Genomic DNA, 18212 nt, shown 5'->3' on the forward strand with positions numbered 1-18212 from the left:
GTTTTGTTTGGCGGTCGCGCATCGGCGCCCTGACGGTAGCGCCGGGCCATGCCCGGCGAGCGCAGCGGCCATCGGACCCGGCGCATGAACCGGCAGCAACGGGCCGGCCGTCCTCGACCCGCCGCACACGGTGCCGGGTCTACCCTTGGGGCTTCCGTTCTCGCAGGAGCACCCATGCGGGCCCCGCGCATCCGTTTTCCCCTGCTGGCCATGGCTGGCACCCTGGCTCTGGCCGGCTGTGGCGGCCGCGCTGCCGACAACGCGCTGCTGCGCGAATCCTTCGATTCGGGCGATACCTTCTCGCGCACCGTCGATGGCCGCCCGGCCGAAGCCTGCGAAGCCGCCCGCCGCACCCTGCTCAGCCAGGGCTACGCGATTGCCCGCGCCGACGATGGCCAGGTGGAAGGCAACAAGAATTTCCAGCCGCGCGAAGACGACCACGAGCAGCTGGTGCTGCGCATTTCCTGTGCCCCGCGCGGCGCCGACCAGGCGCTGGTGTTCGTCAGCGCGGTGCAGGACCGCTACGCGCTGAAGAAGAGCCCGACCTCGGCCAGTGTGGGCGTGGGCGCGCTGGGTTCGGTGTCGCTGCCGTTCGGCAGCAACGACGATTCGCTGGTGAAAGTGGCCAGCAGCACCATTACCGATGCCGATTTCTACCGGCGCTTCTTCCAGCGCCTGCAGCAGTACCTGCCGGCGGCTGCGGCCAAGCCCGCGCCCCCGGCGGCCAGCGCGCCGGAGCCGGCACCCTTGCCCAGCCCGGCACTGCCCAGCGAGCCTGCGCCCCCCGAACCCACTCCGGCCGATGCGCCGGCCCCGGCGGCGGCCCAAGGCTGAGCATGCGGGGGCGGGCGCTGCTGCTGGGCCTGCTGCTGGCCGGCCCGCTGGGCAGCCACGCGGCGCCCGCGGTGGATTGCACGCAGGGGCTGCTGCAACGGCTGGGCTGGCGCTTTGAAGCCAGCGCCCTGCCGGCGCCCGACATTCACGGCGGCCCGGTGTGCCAGCGTGCCTCGCTGGCCGATGCGCAGGCCGCCGGTGATCTGCGCGTGCGCTGGCCGGCGGATCTGCCCGACAGCGTGCGGCAGGCGCTGCTGCAGCAGCTGCTGGACAACCCCGCCACGGTCTGCGCGTACAGCTTCCTGTTGGGTGCGGCCACGCGCAGTGCCACCCAGGCGCTGCAGGACAACCCCGGTTTCCGGTTTTCCGGCCTGCAACTGGGCTGGATCGGCTTCGGCGCGGGTGGTGCGGAAGCCCAGGGCTGGCAACGCACGCGCAGCTTCGGTCGCGGCTACGTGCCCCAGGGCAGCAACAGCGCAGCGCTGCAGGCGTTCCAGAGCGGCCGCGTGCGCGCCGAATGCGGGGTGGGCCGGCAGGTGGCACAGCTGGCCAGCCAGCGCGCGCTGTATGGCGATGCGGCCTTCGATGCGGAGTTCAGCCCGGCCGAGCTGTCGATCGGCACCTTCCTCGGCCTGCACGCCACCGACAGCATCCTGCTGGGCGCACACGCCGGCGACTTCGTGGCCGACGGCAAGGCGGTGCGCGCGTCGGCGCAGGGGCGGCAGGCGTTCGTGGGCCTGCCCGGCTTCATTGAACACGTGGGCGACAAGGCGCTGCTGGACGATCTGAACAACCAGGCCGAAAACTTCGTGGTGGTGGATGTGGGCGCCGACGCCGCGCAGGCGCTGGCCGCGCACGCGGGGTTTGCCTGGTACGACCAGCGCAATGCGCAGCTGTGGCGGTTGGCACAGGGCATTCCACGGGGCGGCCGGCGCTACTTCGAGCGGCTGCTGTACGAACGCGATCCGGCGCTGCGGGCGCAGCTGGCACCGCGCTACCGCGCTTCCCTGGAACGCATGGACCAGTTGCTGGACGATCCGTTCTACCAGCAGTTCGTGATCTATGTGCACCCACGCGGTATACGTCCCATCGGCTACCACATCGTGCGCCTGCTCGACCGGAACCCACGTACCGCGTTTTCCATCGACCTGGCGTTGCACAATCTGCATACCACGCTCTACCGGCGTTGGCGCCAGGCGCAACTGCGTGCCTGCGCGACGACCGGCCGGCCAGGCAGCCTGACTTCCGACAACAACTGAAGGTGAAACAATGGATATTGCAATGATCGGCCTGGGCCGCATGGGCGCCAACATGGCCCAGCGCCTGCATCGCGGCGGCCACCGCGTGGTGGGTTACGACCCCGGCGAAGGCGCGCGCCAGCGCGCGGCCGAGGCCGGCCTGCAGGTGGTTGATTCGCTGGCCGCCGCGGTGGCCGCGCTGCCGGTGCCGCGCGTGGTGTGGCTGATGGTGCCGGCCGGTGAAACCGTGGACCAGACGCTGGGCCAGCTGACCCCGCACCTGGCCGAAGGGGACATCGTGATCGACGGTGGCAATTCCAACTACCAGGACTCGATGCGCCGCGCCAAGGCGCTGGCCGAAGATGACCTGGGCTACGTGGACTGCGGCACCAGCGGCGGCGTGTGGGGCCTGCAGGAAGGCTACAGCCTGATGGTGGGCGGCGATGAAGCGGTGGTCGAGCAGATCGCGCCGCTGCTGCGCACGCTGGCGCCGGCCGAAGACCGTGGCTGGGGCCGTGTCGGCCCGTCCGGTGCGGGCCACTTCACCAAGATGGTCCACAACGGCATCGAGTACGGAATGATGCAGGCCTATGCCGAAGGCTTCGCGCTGATGGAGCGCAAGGACGAGCTGCAGCTGGACCTGGCCCAGGTGGCCGAAGTCTGGCGCCACGGCAGCGTGGTGCGTTCGTGGCTGCTGGACCTGAGCACCGAAGCGTTGAAGCGCAATCCGTCGCTGGATGGCATTGCCCCGTACGTGGAAGATTCCGGCGAAGGCCGCTGGACGGTGGCCGAGGCCATTGCCCTGGATGTGCCGGCGCCGGTGATCACCCTGTCGCTGCTGGAACGCCTGCGCTCGCGCGAATCCAACTCGTTCACCGACCGTTTGCTGTCGGCCATGCGCAACGAGTTCGGCGGCCACGCCATCAAGAAGTCGTAAGCAATGGGGGGCGGAGCCCTTTCCGCAGGAAAGGGGTCTGACCCCGCCGATTCCGATTGTTTCCACGTCATCCACGCATGGCGTGCGAGCGTCGGGGTCGGATCCCTTTCCGCAGGAAAGGGCTCTGACCCCATGGCGCCAGGTGCAGTCGAGCATGGCTCGACTCTACAAAGGCGTGTTCCGATTGTTTCTACGTCATCCACGCATGGCGTGCAGACGTCGGGGTCGGATCCCTTTCCGCAGGAAAGGGCTCTGACCCCATGGCGCAAAAGCCAGTCGAGCATGGCTCGACTCTACAAAAGCGTGTTCCGATTGTTTCTACGTCATCCACGCATGGCGTGGATCTACTGGCAGATCGCGGGGAATTGTCGAAGGCGGGGTGGGTCCGGTTGCGGGGGCGTGAGCCGCATGGGCCCGAGGCATGCCTCGGGCGGGTTGGGCAGGACGCCAAACCCCGGTCTTGCCGTGTGCGCAGGAAAGCGCACGCGAGCAAGCCGCGGCCAAGCCTACAGGGACGTACTTGCGGCGTCCCCCGCGACCGGACCCACCCCGCCATACCACGGATAGCAGGCTTTTGAAGTTGCCGTTGCATTGAGCGGGTGCAGGGCGCAGCCCTGCCGGTCACCCCAGTTCGATCCGCCGCCCTTGCTGGGCGCTGTCCATGCCCGCCTGCAGCAACTGCATCACCTGCAGCGCCTGCGCCAGGCTGACCGTCGGCTCACCGTCGCCATGCAGCGCGGCGGCGAACTGCGCGTACAGGTGCCGGTAATCACCGGGCACGTTGTCCACGGTGCTGCGCTGCACGCTGTCGTCGGCCTCGCAGCGCAGCAGTTCGCCATGCCGTGGGTCGATGCCCCAGCCCGGCGCGCCCGGCGCCACGCCACGGCGCAACTGCGCTTCCTGCACATCCAGACCGTATTTCACCCAGCTCGCCAATTCACCGTGCACGGCGAAACGCGGCGTCGGTGCGGCCACCAGCGAACCGGCATGCACGATGGCCCGATGGCGCGGGTAGTGCAGCACCGCGTGGAAATAATCCACGCCACTGCCGCCGCTGCGCTGCACGGCCAGGTCGGCATCGATTGCCTGCGGCCAGCCGAACAGCACCAGCATCTGGTCCAGCAGGTGCGGCCCCAGGTCGTACCACAGGCCGCTGCCGGGCCCGTCCTGCTCGCGCCAGCGATCGCGCACCTGCGGCCGGTAGCGGTCGAAGTGCGCATGGCATTCGGCCACCTCGCCCAGCACGCCCTGCGCCAGCAGTGCCTGCAGGGTGAGGAAGTCGGCATCGAAGCGCCGGTTCTGGAACACGCTGACGATGCGCCCGGCATCGCGGGCCGCAGCCGCCACGGCGTTGGCCTCGGCCATGTCCAGCGCGAAAGGCTTGTCCACCAGCACGTGCTTGCCTGCCGCCAGCGCGGCCAGCGCCAGCGGCGCATGCTGCGCATTCGGGGTCGCGATCACCACCGCATCCACCGCAGGATCATCGAACACCTGCTGTGGCGTGTCGCGGATGTGCACATCGCTGAAGCTGCGCAGCAGCGTGTCGCGCTGCGAACTGACGATGCTGTGCAGGGCCAGGCCGGGCGTGTGCTGGATCAGCGGTGCATGGAACACACGGCCGGCCAGGCCGTAGCCGATCAGGGCCAGTTGCAGATCGGGGCGCATGGCAGGGCTCCGTGGGGGCGGGAAGGGCAGGGTAAACGAGCACGCGCGCTGCGCAAAACTGAACGGTTTGCCGTGCAAGTGCGCTGATTCACGGCGGCATGACCGTGGCGCCACGCCTGCCACACATGCCGGTGCGCACACTGCCGGCACACACAGAAGGAGCACCGCACGATGAGCACCCTGACCCGCACGATGATTGCTTCGGCCCTCACCCTGGGCCTGGCCCTGTCCTCCTCTGCTGCATTCGCCAAGGACCCGGCCGCCAAGAGCCCGCCGAAGGCCGACCATTCGGCGATGACCCATGCCGATCGCCACGATTCCAACGAGCCGGTGACCGACAGCTGGATCACCACCAAGGTGAAGGCCGACCTGCTGGCCAGCAGCAACGTGCCGGGCACCGAAGTGAAGGTGGAAACGGTGAACGGCGTGGTCAGCCTGAGCGGCACGGTGGCCACCCAGGCCGAGCATGACAAGGCGGTGACCACGGCCAAGGGCATCAAGGGCGTGACCCGCGTCGATGCGGCGGCGCTGAAGGTGAATGCCGCCGCCAAGCGCTGAGGCCAGCGCCAGACCCTGCAACACGACGGGGGCGTCCAACGGGCGCCCCCGTTTTTGCCGCGCCCGGGAAACCCCGTGACCGTCTGCGCTATATTGCCGGTTCCGCTGCGGTGCTGACGAGGGACTATGGCGCTGGTGTTCAGTGATGATGTCTGGGACCGCTGGCGATTGCCGGCCTTGGCCCTGGCGGCGGCCGCGATCATCGTGGTGCCGTGGCTGACCCTGCGCAAACTGCAGCAGGACAACGAGGCAGCGATGGCCTGGGTGACCCATACCCAGGCCGTGGGCGTGGCCCTGCAGCAGCTGCAGGCCGACGTGCGCGATGTGGAATCGGCCGCGCTGACCCTGTCCAAGGGCGTGGATGCGCCGGGACTGCGCGAACGTATGGCCAAGGCGCAGGACATTCCCGGCCGCCTGGCCGAACTGGGCCGCCTGACCCGCGACAACCCCGAACAGCTGATCCGCATTGGTCGCATTGAAGCGATGCTGGACGGGCGCATGGCGCTGGCGCGCGAACTTGCCCGTGCCGAGCCCAATACCGACCAGCGCGAGCTGGTCCAGGACCTGAGCACCCGCTATCCGATCCGTGGCCTGGTGGAAGAACTGCAGGCCAACGAGCAGAGACTGCTGGCCCAGCGCGCCGAGCAGGCCAGCCGCCAGCGCCGCCAGACCGAGTTCATTTCGTGGAGTTCGCTGGCCGTGCAGCTGGGCCTGCTGGGCCTGGTGCTGTGGCTGCTGCAACGGCAGATCGGGCGCCGCCTGCAGGCCGAGCGGCAGTCGCTGCGCGCGGCCGGGCGTGCGGCGTCGGTGCTGCAGACCGTGCGCGAACCCATCGTGCTGCTGGACCGCGAACTGCGCGTGCAGCTGCACAACCCGGCCTTTTCCGAGCTGTACGACCTGCAGGATGAGCGCGCCGACGGCACGCTGCTGGGTGATGTAGGCGATGGGGCATGGAAGGACCCGGTGGTCCGCCAGCGCCTGGCCGACGTGTTGCTGCGCGGCCGCGAGCTGTGGGATTTCGAACACGAACAGCGCACCGCCGATGGCATGGTGCGCTACATGCTGTTGAACGCACGGCGCATGCCGCTGCCCGACAGCGACGATGAAGTGGTGCTGCTGACCATCAGCGATGTGACCGTGCAACGTGCCGTGCAGTGGCGCGTGGAAGAACTGAACCGCCAGCTGGAAGGCAAGGTCGCGCAGGTGTCCGAGGTCAACCGCGAACTGGAAGCCTTCAGCTATTCGGTATCGCACGACCTGCGTGCACCACTGCGTCACGTGGCCGGTTTCTCGGACAAACTGACGCGCCATCTGGGCGACGACGCGGACGAGAAGAGCCGCCACTACCTGGAGGTCATTTCCAGTTCGGCGCGGCGCATGGCCGCACTGATCGACGATCTGCTGGTCTATTCGCGGCTGGGCCGCGCGGCCATGCGCCAGCAGGCCGTGGACATGCAATCGCTGGTGGCCGACACCCGCGCCATGCTCGACGCCAACCTGAAGACCGATGCCGAAGCCGGCGCGCCCGCGCACAGCGTGGAGTGGACGATTGCACCGCTGCCGATCGTGGTGGCCGATGAAAACATGATGCGCCAGGTGTGGCTGAACCTGCTGGGCAATGCGGTGAAGTATTCAGGCAACCGAGACCCGGCGAAGATCCGCGTGGACTACCAGGCACAGCCCGATGGCGGTCATCAGTTCACAGTCAGCGACAATGGTGCAGGCTTCGACATGGCCTACGCGGCCAAGCTGTTCGGGGTGTTCCAGCGCCTGCACAAGGCCAGCGACTACCCCGGTACCGGTATCGGCCTGGCCAGCGTGCGCCGCGTGCTGACCCGCCACGGTGGCCGCATCTGGGCCGAAGCCGAGCCCGATGCCGGCGCCACCTTCCACTTCTACCTGCCTCCCGCGCTGGACGCGGTCAACCAAGGTCCTTCCGCATGACGACTCTGCGTACCATCCTGCTGGCCGAAGACAGCCCGGCCGACGCTGAAATGGCCATCGACGCGCTGCAGGAAGCGCGCCTGGCCAACCCCATCGTGCACGTGGAAGACGGCGTGGAAGTGATGGATTACCTGCTGCGCCGCGGTGCCTTTGCCGATCGCGAGGAAGGCCTGCCGGCGGTGCTGCTGCTGGACATCAAGATGCCGCGCATGGATGGCCTGGAAGTGCTGCGGCAGATCCGCGAACACGAAGAACTCAAGCGCCTGCCAGTGGTCATCCTGTCCTCCTCGCGCGAGGAAAGCGATCTGGCGCGCAGCTGGGACATGGGCGTGAATGCCTACGTGGTCAAGCCGGTGGACGTGGACCAGTTCTTCGGTGCCGTGCAGACCCTGGGCAAGTTCTGGGCGCTGATCAACCAGGCGCCGGAGCGCGAGTAAACCCATGGTCCTGACCGCCCACGCGCTCGGCCCGCTGCGCATCCTGCTGGTGGAAGATTCGCCGGAAGATGCCGAGCTGATGTCCGAACAGATTCTGGACGCAGGCCTGGAGGCCCGCTTCGAACGCGTGGAAAGCGCGGGCGAGCTGCGCCAGGCGCTGGCCGGTTTCCTGCCTGACATCGTGCTGTCCGACCTGAGCATGCCGGGCTTTTCCGGCGATGAAGCGCTGCGCATCGTGCGCGAGAGCGCGCCGGATGTGCCCTTCATCTTCGTCTCGGGCACGATGGGCGAAGACAACGCAGTGGAAGCGCTGCAGAAGGGCGCCAACGATTACATCATCAAGCACCAGCCGGCGCGCCTGCCGTCGGCGGTGGCGCGTGCGGTACGCGAGGCACGCAGCGCGGTGGAACGCATGCGCGTGGAAACCGAGCTGATGCGCGCGCAGCGCCTGGAAAGCCTGTCGCTGCTGGCGGCGGGGTTGAGCCATGACCTGCGCAACATTCTGCAGCCGCTGCTGATCATGCCGGACCTGTTGAAGGCGCGTACCCAGGACCCGCAGCTGCACCACCTGGCCGATGTGATTGCCGAATGCGGGCGCCGTGGCCATGAGATGGCCGAATCGATGCTGTCGTTCGTGCGCGGTTCGCGCAAGCCCAGCGAACACATCCGCATCGATGATCTGTTCCAGGCGGTGGCGCTGCTGTTGCGCAGCAGCGTGCCCGATGCGGTCACCCTGGATGTACAAGTGCAGGACGAAGGCCTGGCCGTGGATGCCAATTCCACCGAGCTGCAGCAGGTGCTGTTGAACCTGGCCTTGAATGCGATCCAGGCGATGCCAGACGGCGGCCGCCTCAGCCTGGTCGCGCGCCATGATGGCCAGCGCGAGGGCGTGGACTGGATGCGCATTGCCGTGGCCGACGAAGGCATCGGCATGGACGCAGATACGCTGTCGCACCTGTTCAATCCCTTCTTCACCACCAAGGCCGAGGGCACCGGATTGGGCCTGATGTCGTGCAAGCGCATCGTCGAAGGCGCTGGCGGCAGCATCCAGGTCAGCAGCCAGCCGGGGCAGGGCAGCTGTTTCGAGCTGCACCTGCCGATGCACGACCGCGCCGACCGCAGCGAGCCGGTGGAACAGCTGGTGGCGCTGGGCAGTGGCCAATCGATCCTGGTGGTGGATGGCGAAGCCACGCGGCTGTCGCTGCTCGGCAATGCGCTGTCCAGCCAGGGCTACCAGTTGCAGTTGGCTTCCGACGGCCCGGCGGCGCTGCGCTGGATGCAGCAGGAGGCGATGCCGGCGCTGGTGATTGCCGATGCGGGATCGCGGTTGTTGCCGGCCAGCCAGCTGCTGGGCGAAATGGCCGCACTCGGCTATCGCGGCCCGGCGCTGGTGCTGGAAGAGGCGCAGGTGGACATGCCCGTCGACGATATTCCGCAGGGCATCCAGGTGCATGTGCTGCGCAAGCCGCTGCAGATGCAGCAGGTGTTCCGCGCCGTGGCCGAAGCATTGGCCTGAGCGCAGGTCGCCGGGCGTGGCCCGGCGCTACCCGGCTTCGCCGCGCGAGGTTTCCCACGGGAACCTGGGCAGGCTTTCCACCGCCTGTTCCAGCCGCCGCGACCAGTTCTGGTGGATGTCGGCGTACAGCGCCGAATCGGCCCCCAGCCGCAACTGCTGGCCGACCCGCAGCTCGCCATCGCGGATCAGTGCCAGATCGATCGGCAGGCCCACCGACAGGTTCGAACGGATGGTGGAATCGAGCGACACGATGGCCGTGCGTGCGGCATCGCCCAGGCGCGTGGCTGGGCTGAGGATGCGGTCCAGGATCGGCTTGCCGTACTTCGATTCGCCGATCTGCAGGTACGGCGTTTCCGGTGAAGCGGCAATCGCGTTGCCCAGCGGGTACACCATGTACAGGCCGGGTCGCTCGCCGGCCACTTGGCCGCCGAAGATCAGCGTGGCCTGGGTGTTGACCCCGTCGTGGCCGTGTTCGCTGTGCTGGCACTTCACCTGGCTTTCCACCAGCAGCTGGCCCACGTAGGCCGCGGCCTCGAACAGGTGGCTCATATCGCGCAGGTTCGGCGTGCGCCGTTCGGCGGCATCGCGGGCCAGCCGCGAGACCAGCAGCTGGGTGGTGGCCAGGTTGCCGGCGGCCATCAGCACGAAGGCGGCCTGGCCGGGGTAGTCGAACACGTGCAGCTTGCGGTGCACGCGCACGTCGTCCAGCGAGGCATTGGTGCGGGTGTCGGCGGCGAAGACCAGGCCCTCATCCACCTCGATTCCAACGCAATAGGTCATGTCGGTGCCCTATCATGTGCGTCCCGGAGTGTAGGCAGGCCGCCGTGATGACGGCATGCCCACGTCCCCCAGAACGCCGCCACCGGAATCGCATGACCACCGTGCTCCTGAGCCTGGGCAGCAACGTCCAGCCCCGCCGCTACCTCCACGCCGCGGTGGCGGCCCTGCGCGAGCGTTTCGGCGCCGTGCGGGTGTCGCCGGCCTACCAGACCGCCGCCGTCGGCTTTGAAGGCCCGGCCTTCCTCAACAACGCCGTGGCGATCGAGACCGACCTGCCGCTGCAGGAACTGGACGACTGGCTGCATGCGCTGGAAGACGCGCATGGGCGCGATCGCAGCGGGCCGCGTTTTTCCGACCGTACGCTGGACATCGACGTGGTGTTCTACGGCGATCTGATCGTGGAAGGCCCCGGCCACCTGCGCATTCCGCGCCCGGAACTGAAGCACGCCTTCGTGCTGAAGCCGCTGGCCGACATCGCCCCGGATTTCATCGACCCGGTCAGTGGCCAGGACCTGGCCACGCTGTGGCGGGCGCACCGGCAGCATGGCGAGACGTTCGAGGTGGTCGATCTCGCGTAATGGCGGTTCCCGCTGCGCTCGCCGGGCATGGCCCGGCGCTACCCGCCGCCCGCATCGGTAGCGCCGGGCCATGCCCGGCGGAACGCTCAACTGACGGTGCGGCCGCCATCCACGCGTAGCGTGTGGCCGGTCACGAAGTGCGCATCGGCCACCAGCCAGTAGACGGCCTCGGCAATCTCTTCCACGGTGCCGATGCGCGCCAGCGGCGTGCGCGCCAGCAGCGCTTCGCGCGCGAAATCATCCTTGCCCTGTTCCGGCCACAGGATCGCGCCGGGGGCGACCGCGTTCACCCGCACCTTCGGCGCCAGCTCCAGCGCCAGCGAACGGGTGGCCATTTCCAGCGCGGCCTTGGCCATCGTGTAGGCCACGTGGTCGCGCATCGGGTCGGTGCCGTGCAGGTCGGTCAGGTTCACGATGCTGCCGTGCTGGCGGCGCAGGTGCGGGGCGGCGGCCTGGGCCAGCAGCAGCGGCGCGCGCGCGTTCACCGCATACAGTTCGTCCATGGCCTCGGCGGTGACCTGGCCCAGCGGGGTGGCGAAGAAGTTGGAGGCATTGTTGACCAGCGCATCCAGGCGGCCGAAGTGGGCCACCGCCTGGTCCACCAGGTCGGGCAGGGCGGCGGCGTCACGCAGGTCGGCCTGCAGGGCCAGCACGCTGCCGGGGCGGACGTTTTCCAGATCGAAGGCGGCCTGCTGCAGCTCGGCGCTGGATGTATGCGCGTGCAGCACCACCGACCAGCCACAGGCGTGGAACTGGCGGGCAATGGCCGCGCCGATCCGGCGTGCGCTGCCGGTGATCAGGGCCACGGGGGCGGTGTCGCTCATGAGGGTCCTCCAAGGCTCGGCTATCCTGTGCACCATTGTCACCGCATTCGAAGACGCCATGCAGCCCACCTTCCCCCTGCCCGAAGCCGATGCCCTGGCCCACAGCGACCAGCTGGCCGCCGCCCTGCGCGCTGAAATCCTTGCGCAGGGTGGGGCGATGCCGTTCTCCCGCTTCATGGAACTGTGCCTGTACGCGCCGGGCTGGGGCTATTACAGCGCCGGTGCCAGCAAGTTCGGCGGCAGTGGCGATTTCACCACCGCGCCGGAACTGGGCGCGCTGTTCGCCGGCAGCGTGGCCAACGCGCTGGCGCCGGTGTTCGGCCAGCTGGGCGCGCACGCCCGCCTGCTGGAACTGGGCGGCGGCACCGGTGCATTCGCCGAAGCCGTGCTGCTGCGCCTGGCCGAGCTGGACGCCCTGCCGGCGCGCTACGCGATCCTGGAACCCAGTGCGGACCTGCGCCAGCGCCAGCAGCAGCGCCTGCAGCAGAACCTGCCGGCCGAGCTGGCCGCGCGCGTGGAGTGGGTGGACCGCCCGTTCGACGATGACTGGGAAGGCGTGGTGTTCGCCAACGAAGTGATCGACGCGCTGCCCACGCCGCGCTTCCTGGTGAAGGACGGCGAGGTCTACGAGGAAACCGTGGAACTGGATGGCCAAGGCAACTTCATGCGTGGCGCGCAGCCGGCCGACGTGCTGCTGAACGGCGCGGTGCGCCATATCGAGCGCTATCTGGAAAAACCCTTCGCCGAGGGCTATCGCTCCGAAGTGCTGCCGCAGCTGCCGTACTGGCTGCAGGCGGTGGCCGGTGGCCTGCAGCGCGGTGCGATGCTGTTCGTCGATTACGGCTACAGCCGCGCCGAGTTCTACCAGCACGACCGCGATGACGGCACGGTGCGCGCGTTCTACCGCCACCACGTGCACAACGAGGTGTACCGCTGGCCGGGCCTGCAGGACATCACCGCGTCGGTGGATTTCACCGCGATGGCCGAGGCCGGCCTACATGCGGGCTTCGATCTGGCCGGTTACTGCAGCCAGGCCAGCTTCCTGCTCGGCAACGGCCTGGACCAGGTGCTGGTACTGGCCGAAGAGCGCACCGATGAGGTGGGCCGCATCCAGCTGCGCGACCAAGTGAAGAAGCTGACCCTGCCGACCGAGATGGGCGAGCGCTTCCAGGTGATCGGCCTGCAGCGCGATGTCGATTTCGAGCCGGCCTTCGAACTGGGTGACCTGAGCTGGCGCCTGTGAGTGCGGCGCTGCCGCTGCTCAAACCGCTGCGCCGGCCGCGGCTGTGGGCGGCGCTGTGGGCGCTGGCGGTGCTGGTGGTGATCGTGGTCTGCCTGATCCCACCGCCGCCGCTGGACCTGCCGAAGAACAGCGACAAGGTCGAGCACGTCCTGGCCTATTTCATCCTGGCCGGCAGCGCCGTGCAGTTGTTCCGCCGTGGCCGCCCACTGCTGTGGGCGGGCGTGGGCCTGGTGCTGATGGGCGTGTGCATCGAGTTCGCGCAGGGCGCGCTGACCAGCAACCGCAGTGCCGACGCGATGGATGCCATCGCCAACACGATCGGCGTGCTGGCGGGCATGGGCACCACCTTTACCCCGCTGCGCGACCTGCTGCTGCGCTGGCGCGGGTGAGGGCTCCGATCGGGGTCAGAGCCCTTTCCTGCGGAGAGGGATCCGACCCCGCGACCGGGGGCGCTTACCGCAGCGTGGCTTCGTCCAGCACCCACATCGCCGGGCGGGTGTCGCCGGTGAAGTTGATGCACAGATCATCGGTGCCGGTCAGGCCGGCCGGCAGTGTGGCGTGCAGGGTCACGAAGCCATCGGCATCGGGCTTTTCCGGCAGCGGCACTTCGGCCAGCACCGGGCCGCTGCAGTCGCCGCGGCGGATGCGCATCTCACCGTTCGCGCGCGTGGCCTTTTCGAACTTGCGCGCCGGTTCGTCGTGGGCCAGCTGGAAGTAGTACGGAATGCGCCCGGCACGCACGTCGATGCGGCTGATACCGGTCAGCTGTGCATCGGCCCAGCGCCAGCACGGCTGGAAGATGTCCACATTGAACACGGCGCGTTCGCCTTCGCGCGGGCCGTCATCTTCCAGGCGCAGCACCAGGCCCTTTTCGCCCACGCAGCTGAGCAGCTGCTGGCTGCGGCGACTCAGCAGCGACTGCGCGCTGTAGTCCACCACGGTGGGCGCAGCGGCCAGCATCTGGCCCTGGTAGAACGCGGCCGCCTGCACGGTGGCCGGCAGCTTTTCGGTCAGCGGCGTGGTGTACAGCGGCGACTGCGCGGTGACCGGCTTGCCATCGGTGCGATAACGCACCTCGTAGCCCAGCGGGTTGGACAGCGACACCGTTACGGTGTTGGCGGCGCGGTTGTCGGTCTGGCCCACGGCCATCTGGAACGGCGTCTGTGCGTAGGCCAGGCCCCAGGCACGGTAGCGCTGCAGCTGCGCCGGCAGGCGGGCCAGGAAATCGCGGAAATCACGCTGCGCGACCGGGCTCCAGCCGGTTTCGGCCACCGCCGCCAGGCGCGGGAACAGGTTGTGCTGCAGGCGCGCGTAGCTGCGCGTGTGCTCGGTGAACATGTTGGCCTGCAGGCCCAGGATGTGCCCGCGCTTGTCGGCGGCCAGTTCGGCCGGCACCGGCTCGAAGGCGTACAGCTTGGCCAGGTTCACCTGCGCCGGGCGACCCGGTGGTTCGTTCGGCGAAGCCGTCTGCAGGTAATCCAGATACAGGTGGGTGACCGGCGACATGATCACGTCATGGCCGGCGCTGGCCGCGGCCAGGCCGCCTTCGGTGCCGCGCCAGGACATCACCGTGGCCTGCGGCGGCAGCCCGCCTTCCAGGATCTCGTCCCAACCGATCAGGCGGCGGTCGTGGTCTTCCAGGAAGGTTTCCAGGCGCTTGATGATGTGGCTCTGCATGGCCATCTCATCCTTGATGCCCAGCTGGCGCATGCGCTGCTGCACGCGCGCCGAGGCGATCCACTGGTCTTTCACTGCTTCGTCGCCACCCACATGCACGTAGCGCGCGGGGAACAGCGCGATCACTTCTTCCAGCACGTTTTCCAGGAACTGCACCGTGCTGTCTTCGGTATTGAACAGGTTGGGGAACACGCCCCATTCGCTGATCGGCTGCAGCGGGGTGCTGATCGAGCCCAGTTCGGGATAGGCCGCAATGGCGGCGGTGGCGTGGCCGGGCACGTCGATTTCCGGAATCACCTGGATATGCAGCTTGGCCGCATAGGCAATCACTTCGCGGATCTGGTCCTGGGTGTAGTAGCCGCAGTACGGGTACTGCTTGCCGCTGACCGGATCGATGCCGCCATCGCCGGCGGGCAGACGGCAGCTGCCGACGCTGGTCAGCTTCGGGTAGCGCTTGATCTCCATGCGCCAGCCCTGGTCGTCGGTCAGGTGCCAATGGAAGGTGTTGAGCTTGTGCGCGGCCATCGCATCGAGTACGCGCTTGATCTCGTCCAGACTCTGGAAATGGCGCGCCGAATCGAGCATGAAACCGCGCCAGCTGAAGCGCGGTTCGTCGGAAATCTGCACGGCCGGCAGTACGCCGTTGCTGCCGCCGGTGGCCAGCTGGGCCAGGGTGGTGGCGCCGTAGAACAGGCCGGTTTCGTTGCCGGCCTGCACCCGCACGCCCTGTGCGTCGCTTTCCAGCGTGTAGCTTTCGCCGCTGTCGCGGAAGGTCGGCACGATCTGGAACTGGATGCTGCCTGTGTTCGCCACTGCGCCCTCACGCGCTGCGGGTAGGCGCGGGCCACCGCTGCGCGCCAGCAGGTCGGCAAACTGCGCGGCCACGCGCTGTGCGGCTTCGCCGTCGGCCAGCAGCGGGGTGTCGGCACGCACGGTGATGCCCGCACCGGTGCCGCGCTGTACCCGCGCCGGGGCGGGAATCAGCATCAGGCTGCCGGCACGCAGTTGCGGGCCCGGGCCCGAATCCAGGGCCGGCGCATCGGCGGCCAGCGCCGGCAGGGCCGCGAACAGGGTGCCCAGCAGCAGCGGGGCAAGCGGGGAAAATCGCATCGTGTCACTCCTGTGGTGGGCGGCCTGCAGTGGCCGCCGCGCAGGCGCCTGTGCAGGCGCCCACCGGTATCCCATCGTACGACGGGCCCGGAAGACCGGGCCCGTCGCGCGTGTTGCACTGCGCTGGCTTAGAACTTGAAGTGCACGGTGGCCATGTAGCGGCGGCCACTCTTGTACTTGCCGGCCAGGTGTTCCTTGTCGCCCAGGTACTGGAAGTAGGTCTCGTCCAGCAGGTTCTGCGCGTCGATGTTCAACGACCAGTTGTCGTTGAAGGTGTAGCCGAAGCTGGCACCCAGTTCAGCGTAGTCATCCACGCTGGCCGGGGCCGCACCGGCCACGTAGCCACCGGCCAGGTAGCTGTCGCGCCAGTTGTAGGTCAGGCGGGCATTCACCGGGCCCTTTTCGAAGTACGGGCTGAGCGCGATGGCGTTGCGCGACTGGTAGGGCAGCGGATCGCCGGTGTTGTTCTCACCGTTGGCATAGGTGTAGTTGGCGGTCAGGCCGAAGCCGCTTTCACCGAAGGGCTGCTGCAGGCTGATGTTGAAGCCCTTCACGTGGCCGCTGCCGGCATTGCGCGGGCGCTGGATGCTGTAATCGCAGTAGCCGTCGGCGGTGCAGCCGTTGGTACCGACGATGTTCGCCCAGGTGGCCGGCGAGGTATCGCGGATCGAGTTGTACTGGCGCTCGATGGTGGCCGAGGTGTCGATGTAGTTGTCGATCTTCTTGTAGAACACCGACCAGGCCACCACCGACTGCGGTGCGTAGTAGTACTCGGCCGACGCGTTGAAGTTCCACGACTCGTACGGCGACAGATCGGCGTTGCCGCCCGAGCCGGTCAGGGTGGTGTCGTTCAGGAAGGTGTTGTTGACCATCTGGTTGTACGGCGCCCAGGCGATCACCTTCGCCGCGGCGAAGCGGAACACCCAGTCATTGTCGGTGTCCCAGGCCAGGCTCAGCGACGGCAGCACGAAGTCTTCCTTCTTGGTGCGGGTCTGCCACTTGCTGTCCAGGTCGGTCAGGGTGGGGGTGCCACCGTAGACGAAGCCGCTGCCTTCGGTCTTGGAATCGACGTAGCGCACGCCCAGGTTGCCGCGCAGCGGGCCGTTGGAGAAGTTCAACTGCGCGTAGGCGGCGTTGTTGGTCTGGGTGAGCGCCCAGCTGTTGTTGAGGTAGCTGGCCGGATCGGGGTTGCTGTAGTCGATCGGGCTGTTGCGCACCCAGTTCAGCACGTTGTCACGGCCGGCCTGCACGTGGCGGCCCTGGTCGTCGGTGAAGCCCTGGATGTCGGTCAGGCCGATGGTGCCCACGTCGGCCAGGGTGCCCGGGGTCACACCGCCGTACACGTTCAGGGTGAAGGCTTCATCGTGCTTGCCATGGCGCACGCCGAACTGCAGCTGGTTGAAGATGCTGTCGAACTGCACGTTGAAGTCGAGCTGGGCGTAGGTGTCCTTGCTCTCGGTGGAGAACACGCCGTTGTTGCCGAACCAGCCACCGGCCGAACCCCAGTTGGCCGGATCGCGGGCACCGGCCGGGTCATCGAAGGTGATGCCCTTGTCCATGTTCCAGCTGTAGCCACCGTTGTAGAACGGTTCGATGAAGTACTGCGCCAGGTCCTTGTTTTCCGACTTGCTCTGGCCGACCTGGCCGCTGACGCCCCACGATTCGCTCTTCCACGCGCCGCGCAGGTCCACGCCCTTGGTGGTCACCTCGGACAGGCGCACGTTGTTGTCATAGATCAGCGTGCCGCTGTTGGCGGTGGCGCTGGCATCGGAATGGCCGCTGGTGGCCACGCCGTTGCGCACGGTGCCCAGCTGGTCCACCGCGTTCACGGTGCCCGGGTTCCAGGTCAGGAAGGAGTAGAGCGACTGGTTGTAGTTGTCGAACTTTTCCTTGATGTACAGGCCGCTCAGGTTGAACTCCAGTTCGTCGGTCGGCTTGAACTGCAGGTTGACCACGGCGCTGTCGCGCTTGCGTTCCTGCTGGAACCAGGCGGCGTTGAACGAGTTCGGCACGTCCACGTCGGCGGCCACGCCGGTGGCGTTGGCGAAGGTGCTGGCCTTTACGTAGCCGAACACTTCCTTGCCCTGGCGGTCCACGGCTTCTTCATAGTGCTGCGCCGACACGGCCACGCCGAAGGTCTCGGCATCGTTCTTCCAGCTGTACAGCACGGCCGCGTTCGGCTTGCCTTCGCTGGCCTGCTCGCTGTAGCTGTAGCCCACCGAGGCGGCCACTTCGTTCTGCTTCATGTCCAGCGGCTGGCGGGTGTGCATCAGCACGGTGCCGCCCAGGCTGCCTTCGGTCAGGCGCGCTTCGGAGGACTTGATGATTTCAGCGCGGCCCAGGATCTGCGGCGCCAGCAGGGTGTAGTCGAAGCCGCGGTTGGGCTGTTCGCCATACAGCCAGATGGCCTGCGCCACCGGGTGGTTGTCCAGGAAGGACAGGTTGAGGCTGGGGTCGGTGCCGTCGATGCTGACACGCTCGCCCTGGCCGAAGCGGCGGTCCAGGGTGACGCCCGGAATCTGCGACAGCGCTTCGGCCACGTTGGTGCTGGGGAACTTGCCGATGTCTTCGGCGGTGATCGCTTCAGACACACCCACGTTGTTGCGCTTGGTGTCCAGCGACTTTTCCAGGCTGGCACGGATACCCACCACCTGCACGGTGTCCAGGTCCTGCGGGGTCGTTTGCTGTGCATGCGCCGAGAAGGCGAGGCAGCCGACGATGGCTGCCGAAAGCAGAGTCTTGCGGGTGTTCATGATGTCTCTCCTCATCACTGGGTTGCGGTGTCGGCGGCGTGCGGTAGGTAGGAACGCGCACGGCTGCCTCTGCAGCAACCTGCGCGGTGGTGCGGATACAGCGCGTACAGCGTGTTGC

15 protein-coding genes are annotated in these 18212 nt (G+C 67.8%); 10 read left to right on the top strand and 5 right to left on the bottom strand.

Annotation, left to right across the window (positions count from 1 at the left end):
• The first annotated feature begins 174 nt into the window (after positions 1-174).
• The 3 genes from G4G00_RS06705 to gnd are packed head-to-tail and all read left to right on the top strand — an operon-like array spanning position 175 to position 3009.
• On the top strand, positions 175-834 hold the full coding sequence (locus G4G00_RS06705) for a DUF2242 domain-containing protein (RefSeq protein ID WP_234414555.1): 660 nt from the start codon (positions 175-177) through the stop codon (positions 832-834).
• A gap of 2 nt (positions 835-836) precedes the next feature.
• Positions 837-2093, top strand: coding sequence for a hypothetical protein (locus G4G00_RS06710; RefSeq protein ID WP_164272037.1), 1257 nt, complete (start codon positions 837-839; stop codon positions 2091-2093).
• Between the two features lie 10 nt (positions 2094-2103).
• Positions 2104-3009, top strand: coding sequence for a phosphogluconate dehydrogenase (NAD(+)-dependent, decarboxylating) (gene gnd / locus G4G00_RS06715; RefSeq protein ID WP_108754170.1), 906 nt, complete (start codon positions 2104-2106; stop codon positions 3007-3009).
• Between the two features lie 621 nt (positions 3010-3630).
• Here the strand turns inward: gnd and G4G00_RS06720 are convergent.
• Positions 3631-4674: an oxidoreductase gene (locus G4G00_RS06720; protein WP_108754169.1), complete on the bottom strand. Its 1044-nt coding sequence runs from the start codon at positions 4672-4674 to the stop codon at positions 3631-3633.
• A 171-nt stretch (positions 4675-4845) separates the two neighbouring features.
• On the opposite strand from G4G00_RS06720, the gene G4G00_RS06725 reads away from it, so the two are divergent.
• The 4 genes from G4G00_RS06725 to G4G00_RS06740 all read left to right on the top strand — a co-directional run bounded on the left by G4G00_RS06725 (position 4846) and on the right by G4G00_RS06740 (position 9129).
• Positions 4846-5232 carry a BON domain-containing protein gene (locus G4G00_RS06725; RefSeq protein WP_108750513.1) on the top strand — a complete coding sequence of 129 codons (387 nt, stop codon included), beginning with the start codon at positions 4846-4848 and terminating at the stop codon, positions 5230-5232.
• Positions 5233-5358: 126 nt separating this feature from the next.
• Complete coding sequence (locus tag G4G00_RS06730) at positions 5359-7176, top strand: ATP-binding protein (RefSeq protein ID WP_108754168.1); 1818 nt, start codon at positions 5359-5361, stop codon at positions 7174-7176.
• Complete coding sequence (locus tag G4G00_RS06735; RefSeq protein ID WP_108750515.1) at positions 7173-7613, top strand: response regulator; 441 nt, start codon at positions 7173-7175, stop codon at positions 7611-7613. The genes G4G00_RS06730 and G4G00_RS06735 overlap by 4 nt, the downstream gene beginning before the upstream one ends.
• A gap of 4 nt (positions 7614-7617) precedes the next feature.
• Positions 7618-9129 carry an ATP-binding protein gene (locus G4G00_RS06740; protein WP_108754167.1) on the top strand — a complete coding sequence of 504 codons (1512 nt, stop codon included), beginning with the start codon at positions 7618-7620 and terminating at the stop codon, positions 9127-9129.
• A gap of 27 nt (positions 9130-9156) precedes the next feature.
• Here G4G00_RS06740 and G4G00_RS06745 read toward each other — a convergent pair whose 3' ends face one another.
• Complete coding sequence (locus G4G00_RS06745) at positions 9157-9909, bottom strand: 20S proteasome subunit A/B (protein WP_108754166.1); 753 nt, start codon at positions 9907-9909, stop codon at positions 9157-9159.
• A gap of 92 nt (positions 9910-10001) precedes the next feature.
• Here G4G00_RS06745 and folK point away from each other — a divergent pair, with 92 nt between their 5' ends.
• Entirely contained in the window at positions 10002-10487 is a 486-nt protein-coding gene (gene folK, locus G4G00_RS06750; protein ID WP_108754165.1) for a 2-amino-4-hydroxy-6-hydroxymethyldihydropteridine diphosphokinase, read from the top strand.
• Between the two features lie 86 nt (positions 10488-10573).
• Here folK and G4G00_RS06755 read toward each other — a convergent pair whose 3' ends face one another.
• Complete coding sequence (locus G4G00_RS06755) at positions 10574-11311, bottom strand: pteridine reductase (protein ID WP_108754164.1); 738 nt, start codon at positions 11309-11311, stop codon at positions 10574-10576.
• Between the two features lie 58 nt (positions 11312-11369).
• Here G4G00_RS06755 and G4G00_RS06760 point away from each other — a divergent pair, with 58 nt between their 5' ends.
• Together G4G00_RS06760 and G4G00_RS06765 are read left to right on the top strand one after the other, a co-directional pair.
• Positions 11370-12554, top strand: a complete 1185-nt coding sequence (locus tag G4G00_RS06760) for an SAM-dependent methyltransferase (protein ID WP_108754163.1) — start codon at positions 11370-11372, stop codon at positions 12552-12554.
• Positions 12551-12943 (top strand): VanZ family protein, encoded by a 393-nt coding sequence (locus G4G00_RS06765; RefSeq protein ID WP_108754162.1) that lies wholly within the window; start codon positions 12551-12553, stop codon positions 12941-12943. Before G4G00_RS06760 ends, G4G00_RS06765 begins: the two co-directional genes overlap by 4 nt.
• A gap of 64 nt (positions 12944-13007) precedes the next feature.
• Here the strand turns inward: G4G00_RS06765 and G4G00_RS06770 are convergent, their stop codons facing one another.
• Complete coding sequence (locus tag G4G00_RS06770; RefSeq protein WP_164272040.1) at positions 13008-15341, bottom strand: family 20 glycosylhydrolase; 2334 nt, start codon at positions 15339-15341, stop codon at positions 13008-13010.
• Between the two features lie 128 nt (positions 15342-15469).
• Positions 15470-18094: a TonB-dependent receptor gene (locus G4G00_RS06775; protein WP_164272043.1), complete on the bottom strand. Its 2625-nt coding sequence runs from the start codon at positions 18092-18094 to the stop codon at positions 15470-15472.
• Between the last annotated feature and the right edge of the window lie 118 nt (positions 18095-18212).

This window comes from Stenotrophomonas sp. B1-1 (genome assembly GCF_010894375.1).
Lineage (GTDB): Bacteria > Pseudomonadota > Gammaproteobacteria > Xanthomonadales > Xanthomonadaceae > Stenotrophomonas.

Bases quoted from the DNA above. Each gene is read 5' to 3' on its own strand.
- G4G00_RS06770 (WP_164272040.1), bottom strand. From the start codon at position 15,341: ATGCGATTTTCCCCGCTTGCCCCGCTGCTGCTGGGCACCCTGTTCGCG.
- G4G00_RS06725 (WP_108750513.1), top strand. From the start codon at position 4,846: ATGAGCACCCTGACCCGCACGATGATTGCTTCGGCCCTCACCCTGGGC.
- folK (WP_108754165.1), top strand. From the start codon at position 10,002: ATGACCACCGTGCTCCTGAGCCTGGGCAGCAACGTCCAGCCCCGCCGC.
- G4G00_RS06760 (WP_108754163.1), top strand. From the start codon at position 11,370: ATGCAGCCCACCTTCCCCCTGCCCGAAGCCGATGCCCTGGCCCACAGC.
- G4G00_RS06730 (WP_108754168.1), top strand. From the start codon at position 5,359: ATGGCGCTGGTGTTCAGTGATGATGTCTGGGACCGCTGGCGATTGCCG.
- G4G00_RS06745 (WP_108754166.1), bottom strand. From the start codon at position 9,909: ATGACCTATTGCGTTGGAATCGAGGTGGATGAGGGCCTGGTCTTCGCC.
- gnd (WP_108754170.1), top strand. From the start codon at position 2,104: ATGGATATTGCAATGATCGGCCTGGGCCGCATGGGCGCCAACATGGCC.
- G4G00_RS06710 (WP_164272037.1), top strand. From the start codon at position 837: ATGCGGGGGCGGGCGCTGCTGCTGGGCCTGCTGCTGGCCGGCCCGCTG.
- G4G00_RS06735 (WP_108750515.1), top strand. From the start codon at position 7,173: ATGACGACTCTGCGTACCATCCTGCTGGCCGAAGACAGCCCGGCCGAC.
- G4G00_RS06755 (WP_108754164.1), bottom strand. From the start codon at position 11,311: ATGAGCGACACCGCCCCCGTGGCCCTGATCACCGGCAGCGCACGCCGG.
- G4G00_RS06775 (WP_164272043.1), bottom strand. From the start codon at position 18,094: ATGAACACCCGCAAGACTCTGCTTTCGGCAGCCATCGTCGGCTGCCTC.
- G4G00_RS06720 (WP_108754169.1), bottom strand. From the start codon at position 4,674: ATGCGCCCCGATCTGCAACTGGCCCTGATCGGCTACGGCCTGGCCGGC.
- G4G00_RS06740 (WP_108754167.1), top strand. From the start codon at position 7,618: ATGGTCCTGACCGCCCACGCGCTCGGCCCGCTGCGCATCCTGCTGGTG.
- G4G00_RS06705 (WP_234414555.1), top strand. From the start codon at position 175: ATGCGGGCCCCGCGCATCCGTTTTCCCCTGCTGGCCATGGCTGGCACC.